34 protein-coding genes and 1 tRNA gene are annotated in these 23,688 nt (G+C 62.1%); 13 read left to right on the forward strand and 22 right to left on the reverse strand.

From position 1 onward, the window contains the following. The first annotated feature begins 10 nt into the window (after window positions 1-10). Window positions 11-688: a YceH family protein gene (locus ACEN9F_RS30350; protein ID WP_413426308.1), complete on the forward strand. Its 678-nt coding sequence runs from the start codon at window positions 11-13 to the stop codon at window positions 686-688. Window positions 689-786: 98 nt separating this feature from the next. Here the strand turns inward: ACEN9F_RS30350 and ACEN9F_RS30355 are convergent, their stop codons facing one another. From ACEN9F_RS30355 to ACEN9F_RS30370, 4 genes are all read right to left on the reverse strand, one after another. Beyond that, complete coding sequence (locus ACEN9F_RS30355; RefSeq protein WP_413426310.1) at window positions 787-1,740, reverse strand: hypothetical protein; 954 nt, start codon at window positions 1,738-1,740, stop codon at window positions 787-789. Then, window positions 1,737-2,594 carry an ABC transporter ATP-binding protein gene (locus ACEN9F_RS30360; protein WP_413426312.1) on the reverse strand — a complete coding sequence of 286 codons (858 nt, stop codon included), beginning with the start codon at window positions 2,592-2,594 and terminating at the stop codon, window positions 1,737-1,739. The genes ACEN9F_RS30355 and ACEN9F_RS30360 overlap by 4 nt, the downstream gene beginning before the upstream one ends. Then, window positions 2,591-2,962 (reverse strand): GntR family transcriptional regulator, encoded by a 372-nt coding sequence (locus tag ACEN9F_RS30365; RefSeq protein ID WP_413427232.1) that lies wholly within the window; start codon window positions 2,960-2,962, stop codon window positions 2,591-2,593. Before ACEN9F_RS30365 ends, ACEN9F_RS30360 begins: the two co-directional genes overlap by 4 nt. A 79-nt stretch (window positions 2,963-3,041) precedes the next feature. After that, window positions 3,042-3,755 (reverse strand): DUF72 domain-containing protein, encoded by a 714-nt coding sequence (locus ACEN9F_RS30370; protein ID WP_413426314.1) that lies wholly within the window; start codon window positions 3,753-3,755, stop codon window positions 3,042-3,044. Between the two features lie 31 nt (window positions 3,756-3,786). Between ACEN9F_RS30370 and ACEN9F_RS30375 the strand changes: the two genes are divergently transcribed. From ACEN9F_RS30375 to ACEN9F_RS30385, 3 genes are all read left to right on the forward strand, one after another. Continuing rightward, window positions 3,787-4,347 carry a DUF1439 domain-containing protein gene (locus ACEN9F_RS30375; RefSeq protein WP_413426316.1) on the forward strand — a complete coding sequence of 187 codons (561 nt, stop codon included), beginning with the start codon at window positions 3,787-3,789 and terminating at the stop codon, window positions 4,345-4,347. A 104-nt stretch (window positions 4,348-4,451) separates the two neighbouring features. Further along, window positions 4,452-4,958: a DUF6622 family protein gene (locus ACEN9F_RS30380; RefSeq protein WP_413426318.1), complete on the forward strand. Its 507-nt coding sequence runs from the start codon at window positions 4,452-4,454 to the stop codon at window positions 4,956-4,958. Between the two features lie 42 nt (window positions 4,959-5,000). Next, window positions 5,001-5,753 (forward strand): tetratricopeptide repeat protein, encoded by a 753-nt coding sequence (locus ACEN9F_RS30385; RefSeq protein WP_413426320.1) that lies wholly within the window; start codon window positions 5,001-5,003, stop codon window positions 5,751-5,753. Between the two features lie 11 nt (window positions 5,754-5,764). Here the strand turns inward: ACEN9F_RS30385 and ACEN9F_RS30390 are convergent, their stop codons facing one another. Genes ACEN9F_RS30390 through ACEN9F_RS30405 form a run of 4 tightly spaced genes read right to left on the reverse strand, consistent with a single transcriptional unit; the run spans window position 5,765 to window position 8,519 of the window. Beyond that, window positions 5,765-6,544, reverse strand: coding sequence for a substrate-binding periplasmic protein (locus ACEN9F_RS30390; RefSeq protein WP_413426322.1), 780 nt, complete (start codon window positions 6,542-6,544; stop codon window positions 5,765-5,767). 32 nt (window positions 6,545-6,576) lie between these two features. Beyond that, the gene (locus tag ACEN9F_RS30395; RefSeq protein WP_413426324.1) at window positions 6,577-7,353 is read right to left on the reverse strand and encodes a UDP-2,3-diacylglucosamine diphosphatase; all 777 of its coding nucleotides are present in this window, start codon (window positions 7,351-7,353) and stop codon (window positions 6,577-6,579) included. Beyond that, entirely contained in the window at window positions 7,353-7,847 is a 495-nt protein-coding gene (locus ACEN9F_RS30400; protein WP_413426326.1) for a peptidylprolyl isomerase, read from the reverse strand. Before ACEN9F_RS30400 ends, ACEN9F_RS30395 begins: the two co-directional genes overlap by 1 nt. A gap of 51 nt (window positions 7,848-7,898) precedes the next feature. After that, window positions 7,899-8,519, reverse strand: coding sequence for a peptidylprolyl isomerase (locus ACEN9F_RS30405; RefSeq protein WP_413426328.1), 621 nt, complete (start codon window positions 8,517-8,519; stop codon window positions 7,899-7,901). A 260-nt stretch (window positions 8,520-8,779) separates the two neighbouring features. Between ACEN9F_RS30405 and cysS the strand changes: the two genes are divergently transcribed. The 6 genes from cysS (at window position 8,780) to ACEN9F_RS30435 (ending at window position 14,972) form a co-directional block, all read left to right on the forward strand. Beyond that, entirely contained in the window at window positions 8,780-10,171 is a 1,392-nt protein-coding gene (cysS, locus tag ACEN9F_RS30410; RefSeq protein WP_413426330.1) for a cysteine--tRNA ligase, read from the forward strand. Further along, window positions 10,171-10,830, forward strand: coding sequence for a DNA-3-methyladenine glycosylase family protein (locus tag ACEN9F_RS30415; RefSeq protein WP_413426332.1), 660 nt, complete (start codon window positions 10,171-10,173; stop codon window positions 10,828-10,830). Before cysS ends, ACEN9F_RS30415 begins: the two co-directional genes overlap by 1 nt. 64 nt (window positions 10,831-10,894) lie before the next feature. Then, window positions 10,895-11,869, forward strand: coding sequence for an acetyl-CoA carboxylase carboxyltransferase subunit alpha (locus ACEN9F_RS30420; protein WP_413426334.1), 975 nt, complete (start codon window positions 10,895-10,897; stop codon window positions 11,867-11,869). Between the two features lie 95 nt (window positions 11,870-11,964). Continuing rightward, on the forward strand, window positions 11,965-13,374 hold the full coding sequence (tilS, locus tag ACEN9F_RS30425) for a tRNA lysidine(34) synthetase TilS (protein ID WP_413426336.1): 1,410 nt from the start codon (window positions 11,965-11,967) through the stop codon (window positions 13,372-13,374). 143 nt (window positions 13,375-13,517) lie between these two features. Next, complete coding sequence (locus tag ACEN9F_RS30430) at window positions 13,518-14,765, forward strand: aspartate kinase (RefSeq protein WP_413426338.1); 1,248 nt, start codon at window positions 13,518-13,520, stop codon at window positions 14,763-14,765. A gap of 114 nt (window positions 14,766-14,879) precedes the next feature. Further along, window positions 14,880-14,972, forward strand: a tRNA-Ser gene (locus tag ACEN9F_RS30435). Window positions 14,973-15,048: 76 nt separating this feature from the next. Here ACEN9F_RS30435 and ACEN9F_RS30440 read toward each other — a convergent pair. From ACEN9F_RS30440 to ACEN9F_RS30495, 12 genes are all read right to left on the reverse strand, one after another. Continuing rightward, window positions 15,049-15,261: a helix-turn-helix transcriptional regulator gene (locus ACEN9F_RS30440; RefSeq protein WP_413426340.1), complete on the reverse strand. Its 213-nt coding sequence runs from the start codon at window positions 15,259-15,261 to the stop codon at window positions 15,049-15,051. A 2-nt stretch (window positions 15,262-15,263) separates the two neighbouring features. Further along, a complete protein-coding gene (locus tag ACEN9F_RS30445; protein ID WP_413426342.1) occupies window positions 15,264-15,608 on the reverse strand; it encodes a hypothetical protein in 345 nt (114 codons plus the stop codon). Beyond that, window positions 15,605-16,195: a hypothetical protein gene (locus ACEN9F_RS30450; protein ID WP_413426344.1), complete on the reverse strand. Its 591-nt coding sequence runs from the start codon at window positions 16,193-16,195 to the stop codon at window positions 15,605-15,607. Before ACEN9F_RS30450 ends, ACEN9F_RS30445 begins: the two co-directional genes overlap by 4 nt. Next, window positions 16,192-16,530: a hypothetical protein gene (locus tag ACEN9F_RS30455; protein WP_413426346.1), complete on the reverse strand. Its 339-nt coding sequence runs from the start codon at window positions 16,528-16,530 to the stop codon at window positions 16,192-16,194. The genes ACEN9F_RS30450 and ACEN9F_RS30455 overlap by 4 nt, the downstream gene beginning before the upstream one ends. Window positions 16,531-16,732: 202 nt before the next feature. After that, entirely contained in the window at window positions 16,733-16,990 is a 258-nt protein-coding gene (locus ACEN9F_RS30460; RefSeq protein ID WP_413426348.1) for a hypothetical protein, read from the reverse strand. Further along, window positions 16,987-17,262 carry a hypothetical protein gene (locus ACEN9F_RS30465; protein ID WP_413426350.1) on the reverse strand — a complete coding sequence of 92 codons (276 nt, stop codon included), beginning with the start codon at window positions 17,260-17,262 and terminating at the stop codon, window positions 16,987-16,989. Before ACEN9F_RS30465 ends, ACEN9F_RS30460 begins: the two co-directional genes overlap by 4 nt. Next, entirely contained in the window at window positions 17,259-17,777 is a 519-nt protein-coding gene (locus ACEN9F_RS30470; protein WP_413426352.1) for a hypothetical protein, read from the reverse strand. The genes ACEN9F_RS30465 and ACEN9F_RS30470 overlap by 4 nt, the downstream gene beginning before the upstream one ends. A gap of 88 nt (window positions 17,778-17,865) precedes the next feature. Continuing rightward, window positions 17,866-18,690, reverse strand: a complete 825-nt coding sequence (locus ACEN9F_RS30475) for a Bro-N domain-containing protein (RefSeq protein WP_413426354.1) — start codon at window positions 18,688-18,690, stop codon at window positions 17,866-17,868. A 371-nt stretch (window positions 18,691-19,061) separates the two neighbouring features. Beyond that, window positions 19,062-19,400, reverse strand: coding sequence for a hypothetical protein (locus ACEN9F_RS30480; protein WP_413426356.1), 339 nt, complete (start codon window positions 19,398-19,400; stop codon window positions 19,062-19,064). Next, window positions 19,397-19,741 (reverse strand): hypothetical protein, encoded by a 345-nt coding sequence (locus tag ACEN9F_RS30485; protein ID WP_413426358.1) that lies wholly within the window; start codon window positions 19,739-19,741, stop codon window positions 19,397-19,399. The genes ACEN9F_RS30480 and ACEN9F_RS30485 overlap by 4 nt, the downstream gene beginning before the upstream one ends. Beyond that, complete coding sequence (locus ACEN9F_RS30490; RefSeq protein ID WP_413426360.1) at window positions 19,738-20,181, reverse strand: hypothetical protein; 444 nt, start codon at window positions 20,179-20,181, stop codon at window positions 19,738-19,740. The genes ACEN9F_RS30485 and ACEN9F_RS30490 overlap by 4 nt, the downstream gene beginning before the upstream one ends. Window positions 20,182-20,268: 87 nt before the next feature. Beyond that, complete coding sequence (locus tag ACEN9F_RS30495; RefSeq protein WP_413426362.1) at window positions 20,269-20,997, reverse strand: LexA family transcriptional regulator; 729 nt, start codon at window positions 20,995-20,997, stop codon at window positions 20,269-20,271. Window positions 20,998-21,079: 82 nt separating this feature from the next. On the opposite strand from ACEN9F_RS30495, the gene ACEN9F_RS30500 reads away from it, so the two are divergent. Further along, window positions 21,080-21,316 carry a transcriptional regulator gene (locus tag ACEN9F_RS30500; protein ID WP_413426364.1) on the forward strand — a complete coding sequence of 79 codons (237 nt, stop codon included), beginning with the start codon at window positions 21,080-21,082 and terminating at the stop codon, window positions 21,314-21,316. Window positions 21,317-21,363: 47 nt separating this feature from the next. Here the strand turns inward: ACEN9F_RS30500 and ACEN9F_RS30505 are convergent, their stop codons facing one another. Continuing rightward, complete coding sequence (locus tag ACEN9F_RS30505) at window positions 21,364-21,759, reverse strand: hypothetical protein (RefSeq protein WP_413426366.1); 396 nt, start codon at window positions 21,757-21,759, stop codon at window positions 21,364-21,366. Window positions 21,760-21,972: 213 nt separating this feature from the next. Here ACEN9F_RS30505 and ACEN9F_RS30510 point away from each other — a divergent pair, with 213 nt between their 5' ends. Beyond that, window positions 21,973-22,416: a hypothetical protein gene (locus ACEN9F_RS30510; RefSeq protein WP_413426368.1), complete on the forward strand. Its 444-nt coding sequence runs from the start codon at window positions 21,973-21,975 to the stop codon at window positions 22,414-22,416. Here ACEN9F_RS30510 and ACEN9F_RS30515 read toward each other — a convergent pair. Next, window positions 22,406-22,642 carry a hypothetical protein gene (locus tag ACEN9F_RS30515; protein WP_413426370.1) on the reverse strand — a complete coding sequence of 79 codons (237 nt, stop codon included), beginning with the start codon at window positions 22,640-22,642 and terminating at the stop codon, window positions 22,406-22,408. The two genes, ACEN9F_RS30510 and ACEN9F_RS30515, sit on opposite strands and share 11 nt — an antisense overlap. Window positions 22,643-22,748: 106 nt before the next feature. Here ACEN9F_RS30515 and ACEN9F_RS30520 point away from each other — a divergent pair, with 106 nt between their 5' ends. Further along, complete coding sequence (locus ACEN9F_RS30520; protein ID WP_413426371.1) at window positions 22,749-23,615, forward strand: hypothetical protein; 867 nt, start codon at window positions 22,749-22,751, stop codon at window positions 23,613-23,615. The last annotated feature ends 73 nt before the right edge of the window (window positions 23,616-23,688 follow it).

The following is a 23,688-nucleotide window of genomic DNA, read 5'->3' on the forward strand; positions in this document are numbered from 1 at the left end:
GATAATGGACATGGAATTGTCACCCGATGGCGTAGAAATACTGGATCCGTTTGAAATCCGCGTGCTGGCCGTGCTGGCCGAAAAGGAAGCGCTGACGCCGGATAATTATCCGCTGTCGCTGAACGCGATCGTCAACGGCTGCAACCAGCTGTCGAGCCGCGACCCGGTGATGTCGGTATCGGAAGAAACGGTGGCCGACGTGCTGCAGCGGCTGATGCAGGGCAAATACGTCAACGGCATCACGCAGGCCGGCGCGCGGGTCACCAAGTACGAGCACCGCATGCGCATCAAATGGTCGCTGGAGCAGGACAAGCTGGCGGTGCTGACGATCCTGATGCTGCGCGGTTTGCAAACCGCCGGCGAAATCCGCACCCGCAGCGGGCGCGTGCACGACTTCAAATCGGTGGCCGACGTCGAGCAGGCGCTGCAATTCCTGATCGACAAATATCCGCCGCTGGTCTCGCGCCTGGCCCTGGCGCCCGGCACCAAGGAACCGCGCTACGGCCAGTTGCTGGGTGGGGAAGAAGCCTTGGCCCGCGAAGAAACCGCCGCCGGCCTGGGCGGCTCGGTCAGCGCGGGCGGGCAGGGCACGCGCATCGGCGCGCTGGAGCAGGAAGTGCAGCAACTGCGCCAGCAGGTCGAAGACCTGACCGCCCAGTTCGCCGAATTCCGCAAGCAGTTCGAATAAACTCCGGGGTCAGGTCTGAAATGCGGACACGGGCTCTACAGTCGCGTTGCTACTGTAGAGCCCGTGTCTGCATTTCAGACCTGACCCCGGATTGGGTTTTAGCCTTCTTCGCGGCGGCGGCGCATCCAGACGGCGACGGCGATCATGCCGACGCCTGCCACGACGCCTACCCATACGCTGACGCCGCCCAGCGTCGACCAGGATGCGTTGAAGATGGCGTCCGGCAGGGCCAGCTTGTGATCTTCGTGCGGCAGCGAGATGGTGTCCTTGGCGAAGCCCAGCCACGATCCCGGCACCACGCCCAGCAGGATGCGGTTGACGACGTTGGCGGCGAACCAGCTGGCGTCGAAGCCGAAGCTCAGCGCTTTTTCAGCCCACAGCAGCAGCAGCGACGTGACCACCGGCGTGCCGACCGCCCACAGGAAGACCTTGGACCGCGCCATGCTCGATACCATCAGCAGCCAGCCCACCGTCGGCAGCGCCCACAGGATGTACACCGGCAGCAGCCCCACCAGGCGCAGCGGCGTCAGGTAGAAGTCGGGCGAACTGAGGATCGCGCCGAACAGGTTGGTGCCGTGCGCCAGCAGCAAGGCGCAGGCTGCGATCAATATCACCAGCGACAGTAAGATGCCGACAGCCATCGTGATCAGCGGTGCGACCACCAGCGCCGTCAACACCTTGGACAACACCGTCGTCAGGTCCGATACCGGCAGCGATTTCCAGAACAGCAGGCTGCGGTCGGCGCGTTCGTCATGCAGCGCGCCCAGGCAGTAGAAGAACACCAGCAAGCTTAGTATCATGAACACTGGCATCGCCGAGGCCACATAGGCCTGCGACATGGTCTCGGCGATGCGCGAACGCATGGCGCCTTCGATGGTGATGGTGCCGACCGACATCGCCTGGCCGGCGTCGTTGAATTGGACGTGGCGGCCGAAGAAGATGGCGGCCAGCGCCAGCAAGCACAGCAGCGAGGCGATCACGACCGGGGCCCAGAACAGCGAACCCTTGTTTTCCCACATCTCGCGCTTGATCAGCCATTTCATGGTTTTCATGCGTAGGTTCCTTTCATGGTCGCGACGAACAGGTCGGCAACGCTGGGCGTGCGCAGTTCGCCGAAGTTGGACAGCTGCGCGCGGTGAACGCCGTCGAACAGCATGATGGCCTTGCCGAACACGGTGCGCTGGCTGAGCGGCTGCAGCGCGTTGGCGGCGGCGACGAATTGCGGCTCGACCATCACTTCCGTGAAGCGCTCGCCCACTTCATCCATCGACGCGGCCAGCGAGATCTTGCCGTCCTGGATGAACATCAGGTCGGTCAGGATGTGCTCGACTTCCTCGATCTGGTGCGTGGTGATCAGGATGGTCTTGTTTTCGTCGAAGTAGTCTTCCAGCAGGTTCTGGTAGAACTGCTTGCGGTACAGGATGTCCAGGCCGAGCGTGGGCTCGTCCAGCACCAGCAGCTTGGCGTCGATCGCCATCACCAGCGCCAGGTGCAGCTGCACCACCATGCCCTTGGACATGGCCTTGACCTTCATGTTCGGGCTGAGCTTGGTGTTGGCGATGTACTTTTCCGCCTTGCTGCGGTCGAAACGGGGATGCACGCCTTCCACAAAGGCGATCGCATCCTTGACCTTGAGCCAGCGCGGCAGGATGGCGACGTCGGCGATGAAGCAGACTTCGTTCATCAACTGCTCGCGCTGGGTGCGCGGGTCCATGCCGAGCACCGACAGCTCGCCTTCGAACTGGGTCAGGCCCAGGATGGCTTTGAGCGTGGTGGTCTTGCCGGAACCGTTGGGGCCGATGAGGCCGATGATGCGGCCTGCCTCGACCGTGAAGCTGGCGCCGTTCAGCGCGGCTTGCTTGCCGTATCGCTTGCTGAGGTTGGACGCGGTGATGATGGCGCTCATGCCGCACCTCCGGGGGCGGCCGGCTTGAGCAGGGATTCCAGTTCCAGGCCGAGGCGGCGGATGCGCTCGAGCATGGCCGGCCATTCTTCGCGCAGGAAGCGCTCGCGTTCGGTGGCCAGCAGTTTGTCGCGGGCGCCATCAGTAACGTACATACCAAGTCCCCTTCTTTTTTCTACCAGGGTTTCGTCCACCAGCTCCTGGTAGGCGCGCGAAACCGTGATTGGGTTGAGTTGATAATCGGCGGCGATTTGCCGCACGGAGGGCAGGGCATCGCCCGGCTTGAGCAAGCCGTCAAGCATCATGCCGACGACCCGGTCCTTGAGCTGCCGATAAATCGGCGCATTGTCATTCCAGCCTATTGTGGACATACATGTGTACCCCTTGATCTGTGTTAATGAAGTGGTGTTGTAGTGAACTATAACACTAGAAATCAAAAAAACAAGCAATTCATGCATCTTGTTGTTTTTTAAGTAGCGTGAGGGCGTTGGGCAGGGCGGCGCCGCTGGCGGTGTTGTCGAAGATGCACCAGGCGTCCTTGCCGGACAGGTAGGCGGCGACACTGTCCAGATAGTCGTCGTCATAGGAGGAGTGGTACATGCGGGGACTGCCGTGCAGCCGCGCGTAGATGCTGCCGCTGGTCGGCACGTAGGGGCCGGGCTCGCGCGCCGGCGGATCGGCGATCACGCGGGTGACGCCGTGGCTTTGCAGCAGCGCGGTGGCGTCGGCGCCGAACCAGCTGCCGTGGCGCGCCTCGCAGGCGATCATGCAGCCGAACCGGGCGGCGAGGGCGGGGAAAAACACGTCGGCGACGGCCGGTTCCAGCGCCAGGCTGGGTGGCAACTGGACCAGCACGCAGCCCAGCCTGTCGCCGAGGGCGCCGGCCTCGGCGGCAAAGCGCGCCAGCAGTTCGTTCACGCCGGCCAACCGGCTGTCGTGCGTGATGCTGCGCGGCAGCTTGACCGCGAAGCGGAAATCGGCCGGCACGCCGGCGGCCCAGCGCGCATAAGTCTGCGGCTGGTGCGGGCGGTAAAACGAGGAATTGATTTCCACCGCGTTCAGCACCCGCGCGTAGCGTTCGAGGTGGCTGCCGTCAACGGGAAAGCGCGCCGCCGATTCCCTGTCTATACTCCAGCCTGCGCAACCGATGCGGGTGTGGTTCATAATGTCGCGTCAAGCCTTCTGGAAAGAGCACATGATTTATCTTAACCGTTATGCAAAACTCGCCGCGCCGCTGATGCTGGCGTGCCTGCTGGCGGCCTGCGCCAGCCTGATCGGCCCGCGCCAGGTCGAGTTGCCGCAGGAGCGCATGCAGCGCGACCTAGACCGAAAATTCCCCATGCACCATCGCGTGCTGGGCGTGTTCGACGTCGAGCTGAGCCATCCGCAGCTGGCCATCCTGGCCGACAATGACCGTGTGGCGCTGAACGTCGACCTGAACGTGGCGCCGCTGCTGGCGCGCCAGGTCTGGCACGGCAGCATGGCCATTTCCGGCCGCCTGAAGGTCGATAGCCTGCACAACGCCATCTATATCGCCGATGCGCGCGTGGACCGCTTTGTCATGGATAACCTCGATGAAGGCAAGCAGAACCAGCTGGCCAGCGTGGCCAACCTGCTCAGCGATAACATCATCCGGGATGTGCCGGTCCATACCTTCCGGCCGGAGGAGTTGCGCTATGCGGGCGTGCAGTTCGTGCTGACCGGCATCGATACGCGGCCCGGCGGACTGGTCGCCAATTTGCAACCGGCGAAGTAATCGGGCGTTTCGCGCCGTTCCGCCGCATTTCGTCGCATGGCGTTCCGCGCCTGCGGCGGACAGCGCATAGTGGTGACATCTTAACCACACCTGCGGAGCACGCCATGATTCAGCAAATCATTTCCCACACCCCTGTCTACGTCTGGGCCTTGCTGGCCTTTCTGCTGTACCGCGGCTACCTGGCCAGCCGCGACCGCGAATCGTCGCTGCTGAAGGTCGCCCTGATCCCCGGCGTGATGCTGGTGCTGGCGTTGTCCGGCATGAACGCCCACGGCGCGCTGGGCGCCGGCGTGTGGGGCGTGTGGGCGGTGGGCATGCTGGCCGGCGCCGCGCTGACCTGGCAGGTCACCAGCGGCGATATCGCCGTCAACCGCGCCGCCGGCACCGTCTTGCAGCGCGGCAGCTGGCTGCCGTTGGCGCTGATGGTGGCCATCTTCCTCACCAAATACACGGTGGCGGTGTTGTCGGTGATGCATCCCGAACTGCCGCACAGCCTGCCGTTCGCGCTGGGCGTGACCACCTTGTACGGCCTGTTCAACGGCGTGTTCATCGGCCGCCTGGCACGCTATGCCGGTGCCTGGCTGCGCCAGCCAAGCGCCGTCACCGCGTAATCCATTACAATTCGCCTCACTGTTTAATTGTTGGGGCGATTCATGGCAATTTTTGGAATTGGAATTCACGTACTGGTGGCGCTATTTTTCGCCGTCCACGTGATACGCAGCGGGCAGCAGATGTACTGGCTGATGATTTTGTTTATGTTCCCGGGCCTGGGCAGCGTCGTGTATTTCGTCGCGGTCTACCTGCCGAATTCCAAACTGCGGCACGGCGCCCGCAAGGCCGTGACGGCGGCGGCCAAGTCGCTCGATCCGGGCCGCGAACTGCGGGAGGCGCGCGACGCCTACGAATACACGCCGACCGCGCAGAACCATATGCGCCTGGCCAGCGCGCTGCTGGAAGCGGGCAACGCCGACGAGGCTGCGACAACTTACGAGGCCTGCCTGCAAGGTCCGTTCTCGGGCGACCTGGAAATCCGCTACGGCGCGGCGCGCGCCACGCTGGCTTGCGGCCGGGCGGCGGCGGCGGTGACGCATCTGCAAACCATCCGCAGCAGCGACGCCAATTTCCGCGCCGAACAAATCTCGCTGCTGCTGGCGCAAGCCTTGGCGGCGGCGGGCCGGCAGGACGAGGCGAGGGCGGAGTTCGAGTTTGCGCTGGGCCGCTACAACAGCTTTACCGCGCAGGCGGAGTTTGCGATCTGGGCGGCCGGCGTGGGCGATGCGGTCAAGGCCAATGCGCTGCACGCCGAACTGCAGCGCACCATGGAGCGCTGGACGCGCCACACGCGCGACCTCAACCAGCCGCTGATACGCCGCCTGAATGCGGCGATGTCGGCCCTGGGGCGCTGATCATCCGCTGATCACTTTTGCTTGACGCTGTGGCCGGGATTGACGATGCCCCCGGTCGCGGCGATTGCCTTGTTCAGCTTGTCCATCGTCTCTTGCGGCACATCCTTGCTGCACACGATATGCCGCCGCATGCCGGCCGGCATGCCGGGCAAATCGTACTGCACCGCCGCCTGCATGACCTTTTCCTTCTGGCGGAAAAAGTCCCAATCCTCGCGGTCGACGAACATATACGATGCGCGGCCCGCAGTCAGCATGCGCATCATCAGCGTGGTTTCCACGGTGCGGCTCATGACGTGGTTCTTGCTGTTCTTGATCATCAGGTCCAGCGCCGGTCCGTAGGACACGCCGTCCACCACGCCCAGGGTCAGGTCGGGATCGGCCAGCAGCGAGTCCAGCGTGGCATGCGACCTGACGCGCGCGACCGCGCTGGGCGAAATCAGTATCGTGTGCGGCAGGTCTTCATGGATGGGCTGGGTGTACTGCGCGATGGCTTCGCGTTCCGGCAGCTTGTACCAGCTGATCGAGCAGTAGTTGGTGGCGCCATGCTGGAAGTTGGCCCAAATGCGCTTTTGCGGTTCGCTGACGAAACGGGCCGGGACGCCGGCGCTCTTGAAGATCTGCTGCGCCCTTTCAAGCAGGAAGCCCCGGCTGGCGTCCGCCGCGACATAGTGATAGGGCGGCTTGTCGCGCCAGGCCACGGTCAGCTGCTGCGGCGCGGACCAGCCTGTGCCGCACAGCAGTGCGGTGGCGGCAAACATGCTCCAGTGGCGTAACTGCGGACGAATAGTCATGCGACCAATTATAGGCAGGCCGGCCTCGGCTGTCACGAAGTGATGACGGTGCCGCTCAGGTCGTGGCGGGTGATGTGGCCTTGTTCATCGATGGCGATCCAGCCGCCGCGCGGCGGGGTGGCGTCCGCTTCCCAGTCCGGCAGCACGTAGCGGCGCTTGCCGTCCGCCTGGTGCAGGGCGGGGCGGTGGGTGTGGCCGTGGATCATGATGTCGGTGCCGGTTTGCGCGAACACCTCGGCGATCGCCTGCGGCGTCACGTCCATGATCTCGTAGGATTTCGTGCCTTGTTCCTTGCGGCTGTCTTCGCGCAGGCCGGCGATGATGGCCTTGCGCTGCGCCAGCGGCATCGCGGTGAATTGCTGCTGCCACGCGGGCTGCCGCACCATGGTACGGAATTCCATGTACTTGGTGTCTTCGGTGCACTGGGCGTCGCCGTGCAGCACCACCACGCGCAGGCCCGCGATCTCGGCCACCCAGGTTTCCGGCAGCAGGATCAGGTTGGCGGCTTCGGCAAACCTGGCGCCGACCAGGAAATCGCGGTTGCCGGCGATCCAATGGACGGTCACGCCCGCATCGCTCACGCTGCGCAGCGCGGCAATGATTTGCTGGTGGTAGGGATCGCTGATGTCGTCGTCGCCGGCCCAGTATTCAAACAGGTCGCCCAGCAGGTACAACTGCTGCGCGCGCCGCGCATGCCGTTCCAGGAAGTCGAAGAACGCCGCACTGGTGGCGGGATGCGCGGGCTGCAGGTGCAGATCGGAGATAAACAGCGCGCAAACCGGGGCCGCGCGCATGTTGTTTTGGTCCATTAAGCGGCCAGTTCGATCTTCTCGATGACAACGTCTTCCGCCGGCACGTCGGCGAACATGCCGCTGCGGGTGGTCTTGACCTTCTTGATGGCGTCAACCACTTCGGTGCCTTCGATGACTTTGCCGAACACGGCGTAGCCCCAGCCGTCCTGGCCTGGGTAGTCCAGGAAGGAGTTGTTCTTCACGTTGATGAAGAACTGGGCCGATGCCGAGTGCGGCGCCGAGGTGCGGGCCATGGCCAGCGTGTAGGTGTCGTTTTTCAGGCCGTTCTTGCCTTCGTTTTCCACGGTGGCGTCGGCTGGCTTTTGCTTCATGCCTGGCTCGAAACCGCCGCCCTGGACCATGAAACCGTCGATGACGCGGTGGAAGATGGTGCCGTTGTAGTGGCCGGCTTCCATGTAGGCCAGGAAGTTGGCGACCGATTTAGGCGCTTTTTCGTCGTTCAGTTCGACGGTCATGGCGCCGAGGTTGGTGGTGATGATTACGTTGGTCATGTTTTTATCCTGAGTAGTTAGATCAATGTTTTTTACGGCAAGGCCGCTATTTTACTGTTTCGGCTGGATCGGTGTCTTCAAAATCGTCGCGGACTTGATCACGATCGGGATCACGGGGATGTTCTGGAACATGCCTTTGTCGTCCACCAGCACGCCCTTGATCTTGTCGACCACTTCCTCGCCCTTGACGACCTTGCCGAACACCGTGTAGCCGAAGCCGTCGCGGCCCGGATAGTTCAGGGCGTCGTTGTTTTCCACGTTGATGAAGAATTGCGAGGTGGCCGAGTTGGGATCGCCGGTGCGCGCCATCGCCACCGTGTATTTGTTGTTGAGCAAGCCGTTCTGCGATTCGATCGGGATCGCCTTGTTGGTTTTTTTCTGCTTCAGCTTTTCATCGAAGCCGCCGGTCTGGATCATGAAGCCGTCGATCACGCGGTGGAAGATGGTGCCCTTGTAGAAGCCGGTTTTGACGTAGGCGAGGAAGTTGTCGACCGACTTGGGGGCTTTTTCGCGGTCCAGTTCAAGCACGATATCGCCCATGGAGGTCTTGATTTCGACCTGCGGCGTGGCCGACGGCGCGGCGGCCGGGGCCGACAGCACGGCGCCCGACAGGGTCAGGCCGGCGAACACGGTCATCAGTTTTCCGAACAGCGATGGCTGAGTTTGGTGCATTGTTGCTTCCTCTGGTTAGGTGTTGGGCTGATAAAATCCTCTTGCATATTGGGACTATGCTGTTTTTATCAATGCTATACTTGTTCCATTCTACCCCTTAGAAGGTGGAAAGAAGAACATTACCGAGGGTCTGTCAGTCTCCACGGCAAGCGATGAAATCAATGGTGCGCACCCAACTCATGTGCCGCGCCGGGTTATCGTATTGCCCGAGGCTCTGCACTTTTTGACAGCGCTTATAAGAAAGAATACGCAAGAGTCCGATGAGCAATTTAAAGATTTACAACACGCTGGCGCGTGACAAGCAGACATTCGTTCCTATCGAGGCTGGCAAAGTCCGCATGTACGTCTGCGGCATGACCATCTACGATTACTGCCATATCGGCCATGCCCGCATGATGATGGCGTTCGACGTCATGTACCGCTGGCTGCTGGCCTCCGGCTACGACGTCACCTACGCCCGCAACATCACGGACATCGACGACAAGATCATCAAGCGCGCGGTCGAGAACGGCGAGACCATCTCGCAGCTGACCACCCGTTTCACCCGCTACATGGACGAAGACACCGGCGCGCTGGGCATCCTGCCGGCCACGCTGGTGCCGCGCGCCACCGAATACGTGCCGCAAATGCTGGCGCTGATCGAGACGCTGGAATCCAAGGACCTGGCCTACCAGGGCGAGGACGGCGACGTCAACTACGCCGTGCGCAACTTCCCCAACTATGGCCGCCTGTCGGGCAAGTCGCTGGACGACCTGCGCGCCGGCGAGCGCGTCGATGTCAACACCGGCAAGCGCGATCCGCTGGACTTCGTGCTGTGGAAGGCGTCCAAGGACGCCGAGCCGGACGAGGTCAAGTGGGACTCCAAATGGGGCAAGGGCCGTCCGGGCTGGCACATCGAGTGCTCCGCCATGTGCTCGGCGCTGCTGGGCGAACATTTCGACATCCACGGCGGCGGCGCGGACCTGCAGTTCCCGCACCACGAAAACGAGATCGCCCAGTCGGAAGGCGCGTTCGGCCACACGATGGTCAACTACTGGGTGCACAACGGCTTCGTGCGCGTCGACAATGAAAAGATGTCCAAATCGCTGGGCAACTTCTTCACCATCCGCGACGTGCTGAAGAAATTCGATGCCGAAGTGATCCGCTTCTTCATCATGCGCGCCCACTACCGCAGCCCGCTGAACTACTCGGACGTGCACCTGGACGACGCCCGCGTGGCGCTGACGCGCCTGTACACCGCGCTGGACGGCGTGGCAGGCGACGGCGCGGCCCTCGACTGGAAAGAAGCGTACGCGGTCCGTTTCGCCGAGGCGATGGACGACGACTTCAACACGCCGGTGGCGATCGCCGTGCTGTTCGACCTGGTCAGCGAGCTGAACAAGTCGAAATCGCCGGCGCTGGCGCGCCAGCTGAAGGGTTTGGCCGACGTCATCGGCCTGCTGGGCCGCAGCTCGCAGCAATTCCTGCAGGCGGCCGTGGGCGGCGCCGACACCTCGGGCGACGCCGCCATCGTGGCCTCGATCGCCAAGCGCATCGAAGCCAAGAAGGCGCGCAACTTCGCCGAATCGGACAAGATCCGTGCCGATCTGCTGGCGGCCGGCATCATCCTCGAAGACAAGCCTGACGGCACCACCAACTGGCGCCGCGCATAATGGTCACCGCCAAGGATAACGAGGGCGCAGGCAGCCCGGTATCGGCCGTTCCGCCGTACTGGGAAGAAGCCAAGATCGAGCTCATGAAGCGTGACCGCATCATGAAAAAGCTGATCCCGCAATTTGGCGACCTGCACCTGGTCGGCCATGACGACCCGTTTACCACCTTGGCGCGCTCCATCGTCGGCCAGCAAGTGACCACCAAGGCGGCCGACACCGCGTGGAAAAAGCTGCTGCTGGTCAGCCCGAAATGCACGCCGGCGCAGATCATCAAGGCCGGCGCCGAGCAGCTGGCGGCCTGCGGCCTGTCCAAGCGCAAGACCGAATACATCCTCGACCTGGCCGACCACTTCAAGAACAAGCGCGTCCACACCAGCCAGTGGGACCAGATGGATGACGAAGCCGTCATCGCCGAGCTGGTGCAGATCCGCGGCATCGGCCGCTGGACAGCCGAGATGTTTTTGATATTTAATCTGCTGCGTCCCAACGTTTTACCGCTGGACGACCCGGGCCTGATCCAGGGCATCAGCCAGAATTATTTCTCCGGCGAACCGGTCTCCCGCAGCGATGCGCGCGAGGTTTCCGCCAATTGGGAACCCTGGCGCACGGTCGCGACATGGTACTTATGGCGTAGTCTGGACCCGGTTGCTGTAGAATAGACACTCTAATCGCTGTGCGAGGCCTTTTTGTGCCCGTTCGGCTGAGAATAAACACGGAGGTACAATGACCAAAACGACTTTCCTCAATTTTGAGCAACCCATTGCTGAACTCGACGGCAAGATCGAAGAACTGCGTTTCGTCCAGGACGATTCGGCTGTCGACATCTCTGAGGAGATCGATCGCCTGGCTAAAAAAAGCCAGCAACTGACCAAAGACATCTACGCCAAGCTGACCCCCTGGCAGGTCGCGCAGATCGCGCGCCACCCGCAGCGTCCATACACCATGGACTATGTGAATGAAATCTTCACCGACTTCCACGAACTGCACGGCGACCGCACCTATGCGGACGACCTGTCGGTGGTGGGCGGCCTGGCGCGTTTCAACGGCCAGTCCTGCATGGTCATCGGCCACCAGAAGGGCCGCGACACCAAAGAACGCGCGCTGCGCAACTTCGGCATGCCGAAGCCCGAGGGCTACCGCAAGGCCATGCGCCTGATGAAGCTGGCCGAGAAGTTCGGTATTCCAGTCTTTACGTTCGTCGATACGCCGGGCGCCTTCCCGGGCATCGACGCGGAAGAGCGCGGCCAGTCGGAAGCGATCGGCCACAACCTGTACGTGATGGCGGAACTGAAAGTGCCGCTGATCGCCACCATCATCGGCGAAGGCGGCTCCGGCGGCGCGCTGGCGATCGCGGTCGGCGACGCCGTGCTGATGCTGCAATACTCGACCTACTCGGTGATCTCGCCGGAAGGCTGCGCATCGATCCTGTGGAAGACCTCCGAGCGCGCGGCCGACGCCGCCGAAGCGCTGGGCCTGACCGCGCACCGCCTGAAGGCCATGGGACTGATCGACAAGATCGTCACCGAGCCGCTGGGTGGCGCGCACCGCGATCCGAAACAGATGGCCACGCTGCTGAAGCGTGCGCTGGCTGATTCGCTGCGCCAGTTCCACGGCATGAAGACCAAGGACCTGCTGGAAGCCCGTCACGAAAAACTGATGAGCTACGGTAAGTTCAAAGAAACCACGCCGCAGGAGTAAGATACTCAGTATGGATTCCCGCGAAAGCGGGAACCTATACACAATAGCCGGGGGCACGCGCACGCGCTGCCCCCGGTTCGCATTTGGAGCCGTAATTGAAAAAGCAGCAAATCCCGACCTTATCCTCAACCTTTGAGCAGGCCGCCGGCGCCGCATTGCAGCGCGCGGGCGAGGACGGCCGGATGGCCGTCGCCCTCAGCGGCGGCCTCGACTCGTCGGCGCTGCTGCACCTGGCGCATGTCTACGCGCAAGCGCATGGCGTGGCCCTGTACGCCTTCCACATCCACCACGGCATCAGCCCCAACGCCGACGACTGGCTGGCGCACTGCGAACACGCCTGCGCCGCCCTCGGCGTGACCTTCGAAGCGCGCCGCGTGACCTTGGTGCGCAAGGAAAAGACCGGCACCGAGGAAGCCGCCCGCAAATCGCGCTACGCCGCGCTGGGGGCGCTGTGCCGCGAGCACGGCGTCAAGCTGCTGCTGACCGCCCACCACCAGGACGACCAGGCCGAAACCGTGCTGCTGCAACTGCTGCGCGGCTCCGGCACCGCCGGCCTGTCCGGCATGGACGCCGCCAACGCCGCGCCGGAACTGCTGGCCAATCCCGACCTGGTGATGGCGCGTCCGCTGCTGCCGGTCTCGCGCAAGCAGCTGGCGGCCTACGTGGCCGAGCACGCCATTGGCTACGTCAACGACGAATCCAACGACGACCCGCGTTTCGCCCGCAACGCGCTGCGCCACAAGGTCATGCCGGCGCTGGCGGAGGCCTTCCCCGGCTTCCAGGAGCGCTTCGCGCGCAGCGCCCAGCACGCCCAGTCGGCCCAGCGCCTGCTGACCGAACTGGCCGAGCAGGACCTGGCCCTGTGCCTGGACGGCGACTGCATCGACATCAGCAAGCTGCGCACGCTCAGCACCGACCGCAGCTACAACATGCTGCGCCACTGGTTCCACGTCCGCAAGCTGCGCATGCCGAGCGCGGCCTGGCTGTCCGAGATGCTGGCCCAGCTGCTGGAAGCCCATGACGGCGCGCAACCTCTGGTAACGCACCCCGATTGCCACGTAAGACGCCACCGCGACCGCCTGCACATCACGCCCAAGCTGGCCGACCTGGAAGGCACGCGCGAGGACGAGTTCGACAAGGAGCCGGGCACGTCCTTCACCTGGAGCGGCGAGGCTGAAATGGCGTTCCCGGCCTACGGCGGCGTGCTGCACTTCGACGCGGCCGGCGAAGGCGAGGGCGGCCTGGACGGCGACTGGCTGCGCGCGCAGCAACTGATGATCGAATTCCGCAAGGGGGGCGAGCGCCTCAAGCCCGCGCACAACCGTCCGACGCGCGGCCTCAAATATCACTACCAGGCGCTGGACATCCCGGCCTGGGAGCGCTCGCGCCTGCCGGTGGTCAGCACGCCGCAGCAGTTGCTGTTCGCCGCCGGCATCGGCATGGACTGCACCAGCGTGGTTGCCGAGGGCGCAACACGTCTACGGCTGCGTTGGCAGGCTGTATAGACAATACCCCGTATTTGCCGAATTTTGTATGTAGATATGCCTATACGGTATGACTTTATGAGCTTTTTGACTTGTTATTTTGCAGTGCGGCATGTAGAGTTTAGGGTTCCATTTACCTTTATTTGAGCGGAAAACTCTCTGTTATGGCTTTAATCGTGCACAAATATGGCGGTACGTCGATGGGTTCGACGGACCGTATCAAGAACGTCGCGCGGCGTGTCGCCAAGTGGCATGACGCCGGGCACCGCATCGTCGTCGTGCCGTCGGCAATGTCGGGCGAGACCAACCGTCTGATTTCGCTGGCCAAGGAAATCCAGGCCCAGCCTGACCCGCGCGAACTGGACATGATCGCCTCGACCGGCGAACAAGTGTCGGTCGGCCTGCTGTCGATGGCACTGCTGGCGATTGGCAAGAAAGCCGTGTCCTACGCCGGCTGGCAAGTCGCGATTAAAACCGATTCCGCTTTCACCAAGGCCCGCATCCAGTCGATCGACAATGAAAAGGTCAACCGCGACCTGGACGACGGCAAGATCGTCATCATCACCGGCTTCCAGGGCGTGGACGACGGCGGCAACATCTCGACCCTGGGCCGCGGCGGCTCGGACACCTCCGCCGTGGCGATCGCCGCCGCGATGAAGGCGGACGAATGCCTGATCTTCACCGACGTAGACGGCGTGTACACGACCGATCCGCGCGTGGTGTCGGAAGCGCGCCGGCTCAAGGCGATCACGTTCGAGGAAATGCTGGAACTGGCGTCGCTGGGCTCGAAAGTGCTGCAGACGCGCTCGGTGGAATTCGCCGGCAACTATCGCGTACCGACCCGCGTCCTGTCGTCGCTGACCGACCCTATGCTGGACCTGGAAGTAGAAGCCAACTCGGGCACCCTGATTTCGTTTGAGGAAGACACACACATGGAACAAGCAGTCATCTCCGGTATCGCGTTCAACCGCGATGAGGCCAAAATCACCGTGCTGGGCGTGCCGGACCGTCCGGGCGTGGCCTATCACATCCTCGGCCCGGTGGCCGACGCCAACATCGAAGTCGACATGATCATACAGAATCAGTCGGTCGACGGTAAAACCGACTTCACGTTCACGGTATCGCGCAACGACTACCAGCGCGCCATCGACGTGCTGAACGGCACCAAGGCCGAACTGGGCGCCGCGAGCGTCACCGGCGACGCCAAGGTCTCGAAGATCTCGGTGGTCGGCGTAGGCATGCGTTCGCACGTCGGCGTCGCATCGCAGATGTTCCGCACCTTGTCGGAAGAGGGCATCAACATCATGATGATCTCGACCTCCGAGATCAAGATTTCGGTACTGATCGACGAAAAATACATGGAACTGGCCGTCCGCGCGCTGCACAAAGCGTTCGAGCTGGAGAAGGCATAAATTTTTCGAAAAAAATCGTCACCTAGCCTTGACCAATAGGGTTGCGGTCTATACTATGACGGTCGTCTGCTCTAGCGCAGTTTGGTAGAAAAGACATAGTTGAGCGATCGACTAGGAGACGTGGCCGAGTGGCCGAAGGCACATCCCTGCTAAGGATGCATACGGCTTATACCTGTATCGTGGGTTCGAATCCCACCGTCTCCGCCAGTATTTTGAAAAAGCCCTTGATTTCAAGGGTTTTTTTTCGTCCATTGAAAAGCTACCCCCATCTGTACCCACACGACTACTTGCGACTTCCGGCACGGCCTTCCTTGATGCAGTTGACCTGCCAAGCCGCGATCGCACCGGCATCCCACGCTACGGCGCGCGGCCCGATCGAGATCGGTGCCGGAAAGATGCCCGCCTTGATCCTTTCGTATATAGTGGTGCGCGATAGGCCGGTAGCCGCCATTACCGCTGGCAAACGGACGAAGACCTTCATTTCGGCCATATTCATTTTTAGTTCCTTTCGGTGGTGGTGGATGTGGTTGTGGCGCGCTGCCGCGCAGCTGCGACAATCGCCTCGCGAATGGTTGTCTTGCTGCCGATGACCGACTGCACGGACAGATTGCCGGCCGGCGCCACGCCGACACGCCAACCCATGTTGAGGCGTAAATTCCGGTCCAGGAAGTCCAGCAGCGTCGTGTCGCGTTCGCCGTCAGGATCCGGCGGCGCCGCGCGGATCCGCGCCGCTAAGTCCTGCTTCAGCGCCTCGTAGCCGGCCGGGTTCAAGCTTGGCCCGTTGAGCAGCGCGCCCAGCAGTTCGTGCGCCAGCTTGCGCGGCATGGTGAATTGTTCGCTCATGGCTTTGCTCCAAGCGGCGCACTGGTGATCAGCTGCAGGTCCGGCTTCTGGCCGAACAGGCTGTAGGCCCGGGCGCCGAAGACGTCGACCATGACCTTGTCGGCGGCCGCACGGCCCTCGGCGGTGCTAGACATCTGGATGATGATCTCCAGCTGCACCGCGTCGAACAGCGTTCCGCTGTGGTGGTGCTCGCCGCGGCGCGCCGCCGAGTCCTCCAGGCAGTGGCCGGCGATGATCATGACCAGGCCGGCGCCGTGTTCAATCGCAGCGCGGTCGGCGACGTTCACGTTCAGCAGGTCCAGCCGCTGCTCGAAGGTGGTCACGACATCGAACGCCGGCGCCATGGCCAGCAGCTTGCGGCCTAGCTGGCGGATATAGAGGTTGTCCGCGTGCCAGACTTGATCGAGCGCGTCGGCGCGCGCGGCGATCGTTGTCGCCCGGGCCTGCTCGAAGACGGTGCCTTTTTTGAGGAGGCCGACATCGCGCCGCGCGCGCCGCACCGTCCAGTAAATCTGCGTGTTGAGCTGCTGGCGACTGCGGATTTCGCGGCGCAGGCGCAAGAAAGCCAGAATAATTTTGTGAGTCATTCAGTGCATCCAATCCAGTCGTTGAGCGTCGTGGACAGGTCCAGCAACGCGAAAAATTCATCAGGGCCGCCAATGCGGTCGACCATCTCGGCGGCCAGCTCCTCGATCAGGCCGGTGTAGCGCCGGCGCACGGCCAGCGCAATGATCAGGTCGCCGTCGCCGAAGCCGCCGCCCATTGCTGCCATCGACAGGCTGGCCAGCACGGCGCCGGCGCGCGCCGTCTCGTCGGCATCCAGCAGGCCAAGGTGTGGTGCGGCGGCCAGCGCGATCACCAGCTGCGCCGCGCGCACCGCCGGCGTGGCGCCCAGCGGATGCATGCGAGCTGACGAGGTCACGCTGCACCGCCGCCGACAAGGCGCAGCGCCGGCCGCTTGTGGCGGGGGCGCGCCTCCGCGATATCCCTCATCATATTCAGCATGGCCGCCTGAGTTCCGTCGTCCATAGACCCAAACAGATGGGCCACCCGCAACTGGTCGGCGGTGAGCGCCGCCGCCGGCGTTGGTGTAGCAGGGGCGCGGCCTGGTTTCTTCGGCACGGTCATTGGACACCTTCCTGTACCAACTGGAACTTCGGCTTGTTCTGGGCGATGCGCTTCTCGCGGTCGCGGCTGGCCTGCTTCGCGAATAAGCGGGGCATGAGGGTGCGGCCGGCGTTTCCCATGCCGCGGAAGTCCTCGATCAGCTGGCGTTCGACGGCGCTCAGATCCACGCCTCCGATGCGCGCCGTGTGCGCGGCCGGTAGCACGCTGACGAGTGCGCGCTGGTCGCCGGCGGCGGTGTCGACGCGGCGGCTCATTGCGCAACTCCAGCCACGCCGGCCGTTTCGACCTGGTCGCGCAGCAGGTCCAGATCGTTGGCGACTTCCTCGGCCTGGCCGGCGCCGTGCTTGCACAATGTCTTGATGTCGCGGTTGTCTGTCGTGAGCGCGATGCTGCGCAACAGCGCCGCCATCGCTTCCACCTTGATGAACGAGATCTCCAGCGTTTTCTCGATGTCGCCGGCGGTGGCCGGCTTGACACCGGTGTCCACCGTGGGGATCAACAATTTTGCGTCGGCGCGGGCGTTCATGCTGCGGCTCCTTGAGGAGCTTGAATTTCACGCCAGTGCGTGACGGCGCCGTCGTCGAGCTGGCTGCCGTCATACTTCGAGAACCAGCAGCTCTCGGCAACGGCATAAAAGGCGGGCAGCGGCATCTGGTCGGCACCGTGCCAGACGAGGACATCGCGGTCGCTATCGGGAGTGGCGCCCAACATCGCCTTGAGCCAGCCGCAGCCGTCGGCGCCGATGACCGCGACGTCCAGCAGCGCGCCGCCGGCCAGATCAACAGCTTCCTGGATCAGCTCGACGTTGCGGCAGATGGCTTTCAGCAGCGCATCGAGGCAGAGCACCGCACTCAGTCCGGTCTGGTCGTTGAGGACGCCGACGACGCGATCGAGCTGTTCGAAGCACAGCTCGCCCAGCGACTTCGCTGCGATGGCCTGCGATTCGACATCGCCGAGATGCTGGCGGAGTGTTTTGAGCTGAGTCAAAGTTTCGATGGTTGCCTTTATTGCTACATTGCTGGTATCATTAGAATTCGCCATGGCTTTTTCTCCAAAAATTTAGGGCGTACAGGTCCGCTCGGTGCTCGAACACCGAGTGGGCTTTTTTATTTCTGCTGCTGGGTTACTACTAGAAGCTCAGACCTGCTTGCGGGCCTGGTGGTTCGGCGGCGCCCGCTGGGCGACTGGGGAGCTGTGTTAGCTTGAATCGGCCGTCGATATAAGGGTGCGTGGCCTGGGTGGCTGTGGCGCGCTGGCATTCGCCAACGAAGCGTGCGAACACGGCGCTGACGTCTTTGATCCAGAAGCAGGCGTAGCTGCCGCCCATGGCGTCCTCGTGCGCGTTCTTCACCATCACCGGCTTCAAAGCGTACGGAGACTGCCGGATCACCTCGTCGACAATGCGCGCGGGCAGGCCGTAGAGCTTGCCGATGCGGATCCGGATGTGGACGATGGACTCAGCCGCAGACGGCCGCGTCAGCAGCACCTGGCCGGCTGCGATATCGTCGACGCGCTGCTCGACGCGGTCGATCTGCTCGCCTTGGGCGAGCTGCCGCTGCTCGATATCGACCATCATCTGCGCGTTCTGGAGAAACATCTCGGCGGGCGTGAGCGCACGCACTGGAACCGAGTAGCTTCCTGTCCTTCGGATCGACGGCAGTACCTCCTCAAACACCCAGCGTTCGAATGCTTCGGCCCCCGGCAGGGCGCTGCTGACGATTAGGCGTAGCACGTCCGCTTCCGCAAGTACGCGTAATTCCTGCACACCGCCACTGGTTTGAAGGGGGGAGCGTTTCGCGACCCCCTTGCAGTGGCGCGTGATTGCGTCAGTTGCGTTGGCGTAGCCGAGGGCGTCGCAGATGTCCTTGCCGGCGAAGTGTGGTTCGCCGTCGATGTGCACGACGCGGACATCGTATTTCTCGAAGCGGAAGGGCATCAGGTCACGTGCACTCATTTTTTCCTCTGTGGTTACAGTTTTTCGGGTGATGCTGTTGCTGATCTTACGATGCGTTCGGTGGCGCGGTTGCACCGAAACCTGGTCATTATCGAATCTGATTCGCCTGGAAAATCCTGAAACCACGTGGTTCTGGGATATTCCGATTTCTACTTTTCGTATCGAATCAATGGCTTATCGATTGACCCGCCCATCTGGTTCCCGTCATGCTGACCCGGTTGTCGTAGATGTTCTCGTCGTTCTTGTCCGAGAAGAACAGCGGTTGTCGCCGTCTACGGCCTGACTGATTAGCAACAAAAATCAGCATGATTAACTAAAGTTCGGCCCGCCAAAAAAACATCGAGGCAGATTTCTCCTGCAAATTCAATCGCCTAAGATATTTTTTCAGGAACACCGTGTTTCGCCACGTGGTTTGTGGCCGCCTTGCGGCTCGCGTTCTCCAGTCGGCGGCGGACGTTGTAGGCCTTGCGTTTCGCGAGCAGGAACTGCTCATATTCGGCCTTGGTATACTTGATCAACTTAGCGTGTTCCGGCTTGAGCGGATCGATGCGCGAGTCTGCACGGCCGTGCACCGCCTCGAACTTGTCGATCTTTTCGTGGTAGTGGTTCTTCGCCATCTTGGCAGCATGCTCGGCCCAGTGCAGCTCGACAGCCAACTGGCCGACGGCGATCAACGATATCAATTTGGTGACGCTGCTGGTGCCGGTCATGCTGTTTCTCCTGGTGGGTTGAACTGCTTGGATTTGAGCTCGGCGAGCAGGCCGCTGACCATCGACTGCATCAGGTCGACGCCAATCACTTCGCCGAGGCGGGTAGCGATCCACAGCGCCTGTGCGCTGTAGTGCTCGCCGTTGGCGACCAGTTCCGCGAGGTCATCCGCGAGCGTGAAGCCGCGACTCGCAGCAATTGCCACGACCCGGGCGACATGGTCTTGAACGATAGCGTTACGCGGTTGGGTGGGATCGTTGGCGGTGATGAAGAACCCGTAGAACACCACGATGCAGTGCGGGCACTCTTCTCCTTGGCCGGGTGGTCGATGCTGCGCGCTCATGCGGCACCTGCCGCTTCAGCCTGGGCCGCGCGCCAGATGGCGTGGCCCTCGGCGATACCGGCGTAGAACGCATCGTCTGCGGCAGTGCCGGCGCGGTACGGCCGGCGGATCGGCAGGCCCTCGATGCGGAACTCCAGCGCGGTCCGGGCACCGGCGCGGTACTCGGCGCTGCGCGGGTCGCGCGGGCCGGCGAAGGCGGCGTCGAAGAGCTGGTCGACCGTGGCGGTGACGACGGCTTGGCGCTGCAGCATGTCGCCGTGCAGCTGGTAGACCGCCAGCACGCCGTTGATGTTGCGCAGCGTGATGGTGGTGAAGCCGTCGACGTCGACGACGACGGATTCGCCAGGCTGCTCGCGGCCGCCGGCCTTGACGTAGGCGATGCGGGCGCGCTCGATGAGCTGGTCGGCACGGCGGTCGGGTGGGGCGGTGGAAGCAGGCATCTGTTACTCCTTCGTAAATGATGGAGTAACTTTAAAGCCATTCTTGTTTAATTACAAGTAAAACTTTAAATTATTTAAAGTGTGCAACTACCCAAGAATTTTCATCTTCATCGGTAGCACCCGGATGACTTTGGCGCGGATGTAGAATCCTTTAATGCGATCTACTTCATTAACGTACCAAGTTTCATACAGGGGATTGTCTGATTTTACAGCGATTTGATCGCCGACTTTCTGCAGTCTTCGCACTCGCATTTTGTCGTCGGCATGAAGTGTAAAAACGTAAATTCCGTCTTCTGGCAAGTCACGGTAGTTGGCAAGCCTCCTATCAAGGAACAACAGATCTCCAAGTGCAAAGGTCGGGTCCATTGCATCATCGGGTGCGAATCCAAAATGGATGTATTCCAATTCGCGCGGCCCCACTAAGGCCTGAGCTTCCGCTATCGGCAACTCAAGCGCGCGGAAAGGCGTACTTGATCCGATCTCCCATGCTTCCACCCGAAAATCCTGATCGTGAGCAGCGACATTATCAGAATCATCAACTGGATGATCAGCGGAAGTTTTCAACTGTTCTTTGGCTAGTCTGGTGAAGTCTAGGCTCTCTATTTCCTCACCTTTCGCCATAAAAACAGCGAACTCTAACTCAGTCATACCGAAGTAATTGGCGACTTTTTTTAGCCGCAAACCACGTGGAGTAGTGACCCCAGTAAACCATTGTTGAACAGCCTGCGGCGTGACATCGCAAGCTCTTGCCACATCAGACATTGATGCGCCAGGTTTCGCGGCAAGAAGGTGGGAGAGGGCGTATTTGATTTTCATGGGCGTAATTTACAAGTTTTCCTTTCATCTGTCATTGAAAGAATAACTTGTATTGATGAAAGATTTGCTTTAATCTTCAGCTATGGAAAATGCTATTGAAAAAGCCGCTCGCCTGGCGGGCAACAGAACAGCGCTGGCAAATTTAGTTGGCGTGACGCCGCAGGCAGTTCAACAATGGGTGAAACGCGGGCTAGCCCCTGCTAAACGCTGCCTGCGGATTGAAGCGGTTCTTGATAGTGCTGTTACCAGATTTGATTTGCGCCCGGATTTATTTGGAGCAGCGCCTGAGGCTGCGCCTCCCACCAAGGCCACCCCATGACCACCGCCCAAGGCAATCTCCGGAGATTGCTCATGAACCGATTCCGCTCACTTCCGGTATGGCAGGTAGCTCAGCAGATCGTGAATAGCCGATTTGATGTGCTCCGTCGACGAGTACTCGTAGGTCATGATTGCGATGAATTCACTTTTCGGCAGGTACGTGTGCTCGTCGTGGGCCTTCTGGTAGCGCTCCACGGCGTTTCGAAAGCCAGCGCGGTGCTTGGTGCTGAGCATGTGTTCGAAGCGGTCGATGTCCGCAGCGCCCGGTCGCTCGGCGTCGGGAGAGAGTTCCCGCAGCTCCCTGTCGAGAACAACCCGAATCTTTTCGACTTGGGCATTCCACTCTTTGCGCACGTCGCGGCCGAGAGCCTGCCGGTTGCCGCCCCACCAGCAAGCCACGCCAACGGTGGCGGTGAAGAGGGGCCAGAGGTCAGATGCGATCAATTTTTTCTCCAAGTGTTGGTTTATGGTTTGCCGCCAGCGGTGATCGGAGCCTGGCTTGGCGGCATCACTGGCAAGCGCCGCGCCACGCGCGAACGCCGTGAGCGAGACAGGTTATTCGGCCCTCTCAAGGTGGATATCGATGACTGATTATTGCGCACCGAAACCCTCGCCAGATTTTGTAGAAGTATCGCATCCATTCCAAAGGAAAAAGCCATGACCACCACCGACCACGCCGCCCAGCTGCGCCACGCCATCACCGAGACGCGCATCGTCTTCGAGTCCGAGCCGGCCGCCGGCGAGGCGCTGGACTACCTTGAAGCGGTGCTGGCCAACATTCCCGCGCAACCGGGAACCGCTGGTGCCGCACTGGTGGTGGGCGGCGAGTGCCATCGTGGCTTTGCAGGGAACATCCCGCTGGCGGCAGACAAGGCCACCGCTGCGATGGCCGCCGAGTCCGCGCAGCTGGTCGCGGATGCGGAACGCAGCGTCGCCGCGCGCGGCGAACCGGCGGCGCTCGCTGAGTTATCGCGCGAGGTGTTCAGCCTGTCAAGCAAGTTGCAGCAGCCGGCCGACCTGGCCGTGCAGTTGCTGGTGCTGGCGGAACTGCGCAGTCAGCGCCGGGATATGCACGTCGCTGGCCGGACGTTCAGTGTGTAACTGTATTTTCGAATGTGCGAACGAGATTTCGAATGCCGATCAGCTCGTCAAAGGCTTTTCGCACGAAGCCAATTTCGGGATGCTCGCGATCCCACTGATCGATGAGCGCCTGACGGTCCGCAGTACTTGGATTGATCTTCTTTATGAATTCAGCGCGTTCGTACGACGACATATTGATGGCTAGTTCACGAATTTGACCTGCAAGAATCAGCTCTAAATAGTCCATGGGAACTTCCTTTCAAATTATCAAGTGGAATTGCTAATTTAACACGTAGGGAAGTTCCCACCCATTTAACCGTCCGACCGTCGGACAAACCACAGAAGAGGTTTTCATGTCCGCAATCGATAAAGCGCTGCACCAGATCCTGGCCACGGCCATTACCCTCGCGCCGGCGCACCGCTGCGATCCGGTCGAAGCTGCGAAGACCGCGGCGCGCGCCTTCCGCGCCGGCCTGGCCGAGTTCGAGCTGGCGCTGGCCGCCAAAGCGGTGAGTGCGACGGTCGACCCGCACTTCGTCCTGATCCCGCAGACCACGCTGCAGCGCGCTGATGGCTCCTCGCTGGTCGTCCCAGCGTTCTGGTACGCCCGCTACCCGGCCAGCAAGGGCGCCGACGGCAAGGTGGTGCACGACATCAGCGCCAAGCCGTGGGTGAACATCGCCTTCGACGCCGCTGGCAAAGCCGCCGAAGCGGTCGGCATGCAGGTGTCCCGCGAGACGCAGGAGCTGGTCGTGCGCCACCTGATCTGCCAGCAGCCGGAGAACTGGATCAGCGGCAAGGTCGGCGAAGGCGCGGTCTATCAGGGCCTGCACCGCGGCACCGTCAGCAGCGCGCAGGCCGCCGACTACCAGGCCGCCGAGAACGAGCGTAACTGGCACGTGCTGCCGGGCGGCGAGCGCGTCTACGGCGTGGCCGGCAACGTCTGGACCTGGGCGCACGACGACGTGCAGGGCGACGCGCGCGGCCTGGTTGCCGACCGTATGAAGGCCGATTCGATCTCGCTGACGACCGCACCGTACCCGTCGAACAAAAAAGGCATGGGCTATCGCACCAGTGGCGGCGAGAGCTGGTCTGGCGTTGCGCTCCTCCGTGGCGGCTTCTGGGTCGACGGCGACGACGCCGGCGTGTTCCGTCTCAGCTACCTGCATCCGTCCCGCGCGGTCGACGACGTCGGCTTCCGCTGCACCAAACCCGCATAGGTCTCTGGTCCCGGGTTCCCGGTCCCAAGCCACCGCGTAGCGGCGGCGCTGTAAAAGTTACCAATTTCGCCTA

The organism is Duganella sp. CT11-25, from assembly GCF_047302815.1.
Classification (GTDB): domain Bacteria; phylum Pseudomonadota; class Gammaproteobacteria; order Burkholderiales; family Burkholderiaceae_D; genus Rugamonas.

Coding starts and splice junctions, on each gene's coding strand:
- ACEN9F_RS30370 (WP_413426314.1), bottom strand. CDS start 3,755: ATGAACCACACCCGCATCGGTTGCGCAGGCTGGAGTATAGACAGGGAA.
- ACEN9F_RS30510 (WP_413426368.1), top strand. CDS start 21,973: ATGACCACCACCGACCACGCCGCCCAGCTGCGCCACGCCATCACCGAG.
- ACEN9F_RS30490 (WP_413426360.1), bottom strand. CDS start 20,181: ATGCCTGCTTCCACCGCCCCACCCGACCGCCGTGCCGACCAGCTCATC.
- ACEN9F_RS30350 (WP_413426308.1), top strand. CDS start 11: ATGGAATTGTCACCCGATGGCGTAGAAATACTGGATCCGTTTGAAATC.
- ACEN9F_RS30480 (WP_413426356.1), bottom strand. CDS start 19,400: ATGACCGGCACCAGCAGCGTCACCAAATTGATATCGTTGATCGCCGTC.
- ACEN9F_RS30405 (WP_413426328.1), bottom strand. CDS start 8,519: ATGCACCAAACTCAGCCATCGCTGTTCGGAAAACTGATGACCGTGTTC.
- ACEN9F_RS30460 (WP_413426348.1), bottom strand. CDS start 16,990: ATGAGCCGCCGCGTCGACACCGCCGCCGGCGACCAGCGCGCACTCGTC.
- ACEN9F_RS30430 (WP_413426338.1), top strand. CDS start 13,518: ATGGCTTTAATCGTGCACAAATATGGCGGTACGTCGATGGGTTCGACG.
- ACEN9F_RS30360 (WP_413426312.1), bottom strand. CDS start 2,594: ATGAGCGCCATCATCACCGCGTCCAACCTCAGCAAGCGATACGGCAAG.
- ACEN9F_RS30380 (WP_413426318.1), top strand. CDS start 4,452: ATGATTCAGCAAATCATTTCCCACACCCCTGTCTACGTCTGGGCCTTG.
- ACEN9F_RS30450 (WP_413426344.1), bottom strand. CDS start 16,195: ATGACTCACAAAATTATTCTGGCTTTCTTGCGCCTGCGCCGCGAAATC.
- ACEN9F_RS30440 (WP_413426340.1), bottom strand. CDS start 15,261: ATGAATATGGCCGAAATGAAGGTCTTCGTCCGTTTGCCAGCGGTAATG.
- ACEN9F_RS30485 (WP_413426358.1), bottom strand. CDS start 19,741: ATGAGCGCGCAGCATCGACCACCCGGCCAAGGAGAAGAGTGCCCGCAC.
- ACEN9F_RS30475 (WP_413426354.1), bottom strand. CDS start 18,690: ATGAGTGCACGTGACCTGATGCCCTTCCGCTTCGAGAAATACGATGTC.
- ACEN9F_RS30495 (WP_413426362.1), bottom strand. CDS start 20,997: ATGAAAATCAAATACGCCCTCTCCCACCTTCTTGCCGCGAAACCTGGC.
- ACEN9F_RS30415 (WP_413426332.1), top strand. CDS start 10,171: ATGGTCACCGCCAAGGATAACGAGGGCGCAGGCAGCCCGGTATCGGCC.
- ACEN9F_RS30465 (WP_413426350.1), bottom strand. CDS start 17,262: ATGAACGCCCGCGCCGACGCAAAATTGTTGATCCCCACGGTGGACACC.
- ACEN9F_RS30355 (WP_413426310.1), bottom strand. CDS start 1,740: ATGAAAACCATGAAATGGCTGATCAAGCGCGAGATGTGGGAAAACAAG.
- ACEN9F_RS30375 (WP_413426316.1), top strand. CDS start 3,787: ATGATTTATCTTAACCGTTATGCAAAACTCGCCGCGCCGCTGATGCTG.
- ACEN9F_RS30445 (WP_413426342.1), bottom strand. CDS start 15,608: ATGAGCGAACAATTCACCATGCCGCGCAAGCTGGCGCACGAACTGCTG.
- ACEN9F_RS30470 (WP_413426352.1), bottom strand. CDS start 17,777: ATGGCGAATTCTAATGATACCAGCAATGTAGCAATAAAGGCAACCATC.
- ACEN9F_RS30515 (WP_413426370.1), bottom strand. CDS start 22,642: ATGGACTATTTAGAGCTGATTCTTGCAGGTCAAATTCGTGAACTAGCC.
- ACEN9F_RS30420 (WP_413426334.1), top strand. CDS start 10,895: ATGACCAAAACGACTTTCCTCAATTTTGAGCAACCCATTGCTGAACTC.
- ACEN9F_RS30390 (WP_413426322.1), bottom strand. CDS start 6,544: ATGACTATTCGTCCGCAGTTACGCCACTGGAGCATGTTTGCCGCCACC.
- ACEN9F_RS30365 (WP_413427232.1), bottom strand. CDS start 2,962: ATGTCCACAATAGGCTGGAATGACAATGCGCCGATTTATCGGCAGCTC.
- ACEN9F_RS30395 (WP_413426324.1), bottom strand. CDS start 7,353: ATGGACCAAAACAACATGCGCGCGGCCCCGGTTTGCGCGCTGTTTATC.
- ACEN9F_RS30520 (WP_413426371.1), top strand. CDS start 22,749: ATGTCCGCAATCGATAAAGCGCTGCACCAGATCCTGGCCACGGCCATT.
- ACEN9F_RS30500 (WP_413426364.1), top strand. CDS start 21,080: ATGGAAAATGCTATTGAAAAAGCCGCTCGCCTGGCGGGCAACAGAACA.
- cysS (WP_413426330.1), top strand. CDS start 8,780: ATGAGCAATTTAAAGATTTACAACACGCTGGCGCGTGACAAGCAGACA.
- ACEN9F_RS30400 (WP_413426326.1), bottom strand. CDS start 7,847: ATGACCAACGTAATCATCACCACCAACCTCGGCGCCATGACCGTCGAA.
- ACEN9F_RS30385 (WP_413426320.1), top strand. CDS start 5,001: ATGGCAATTTTTGGAATTGGAATTCACGTACTGGTGGCGCTATTTTTC.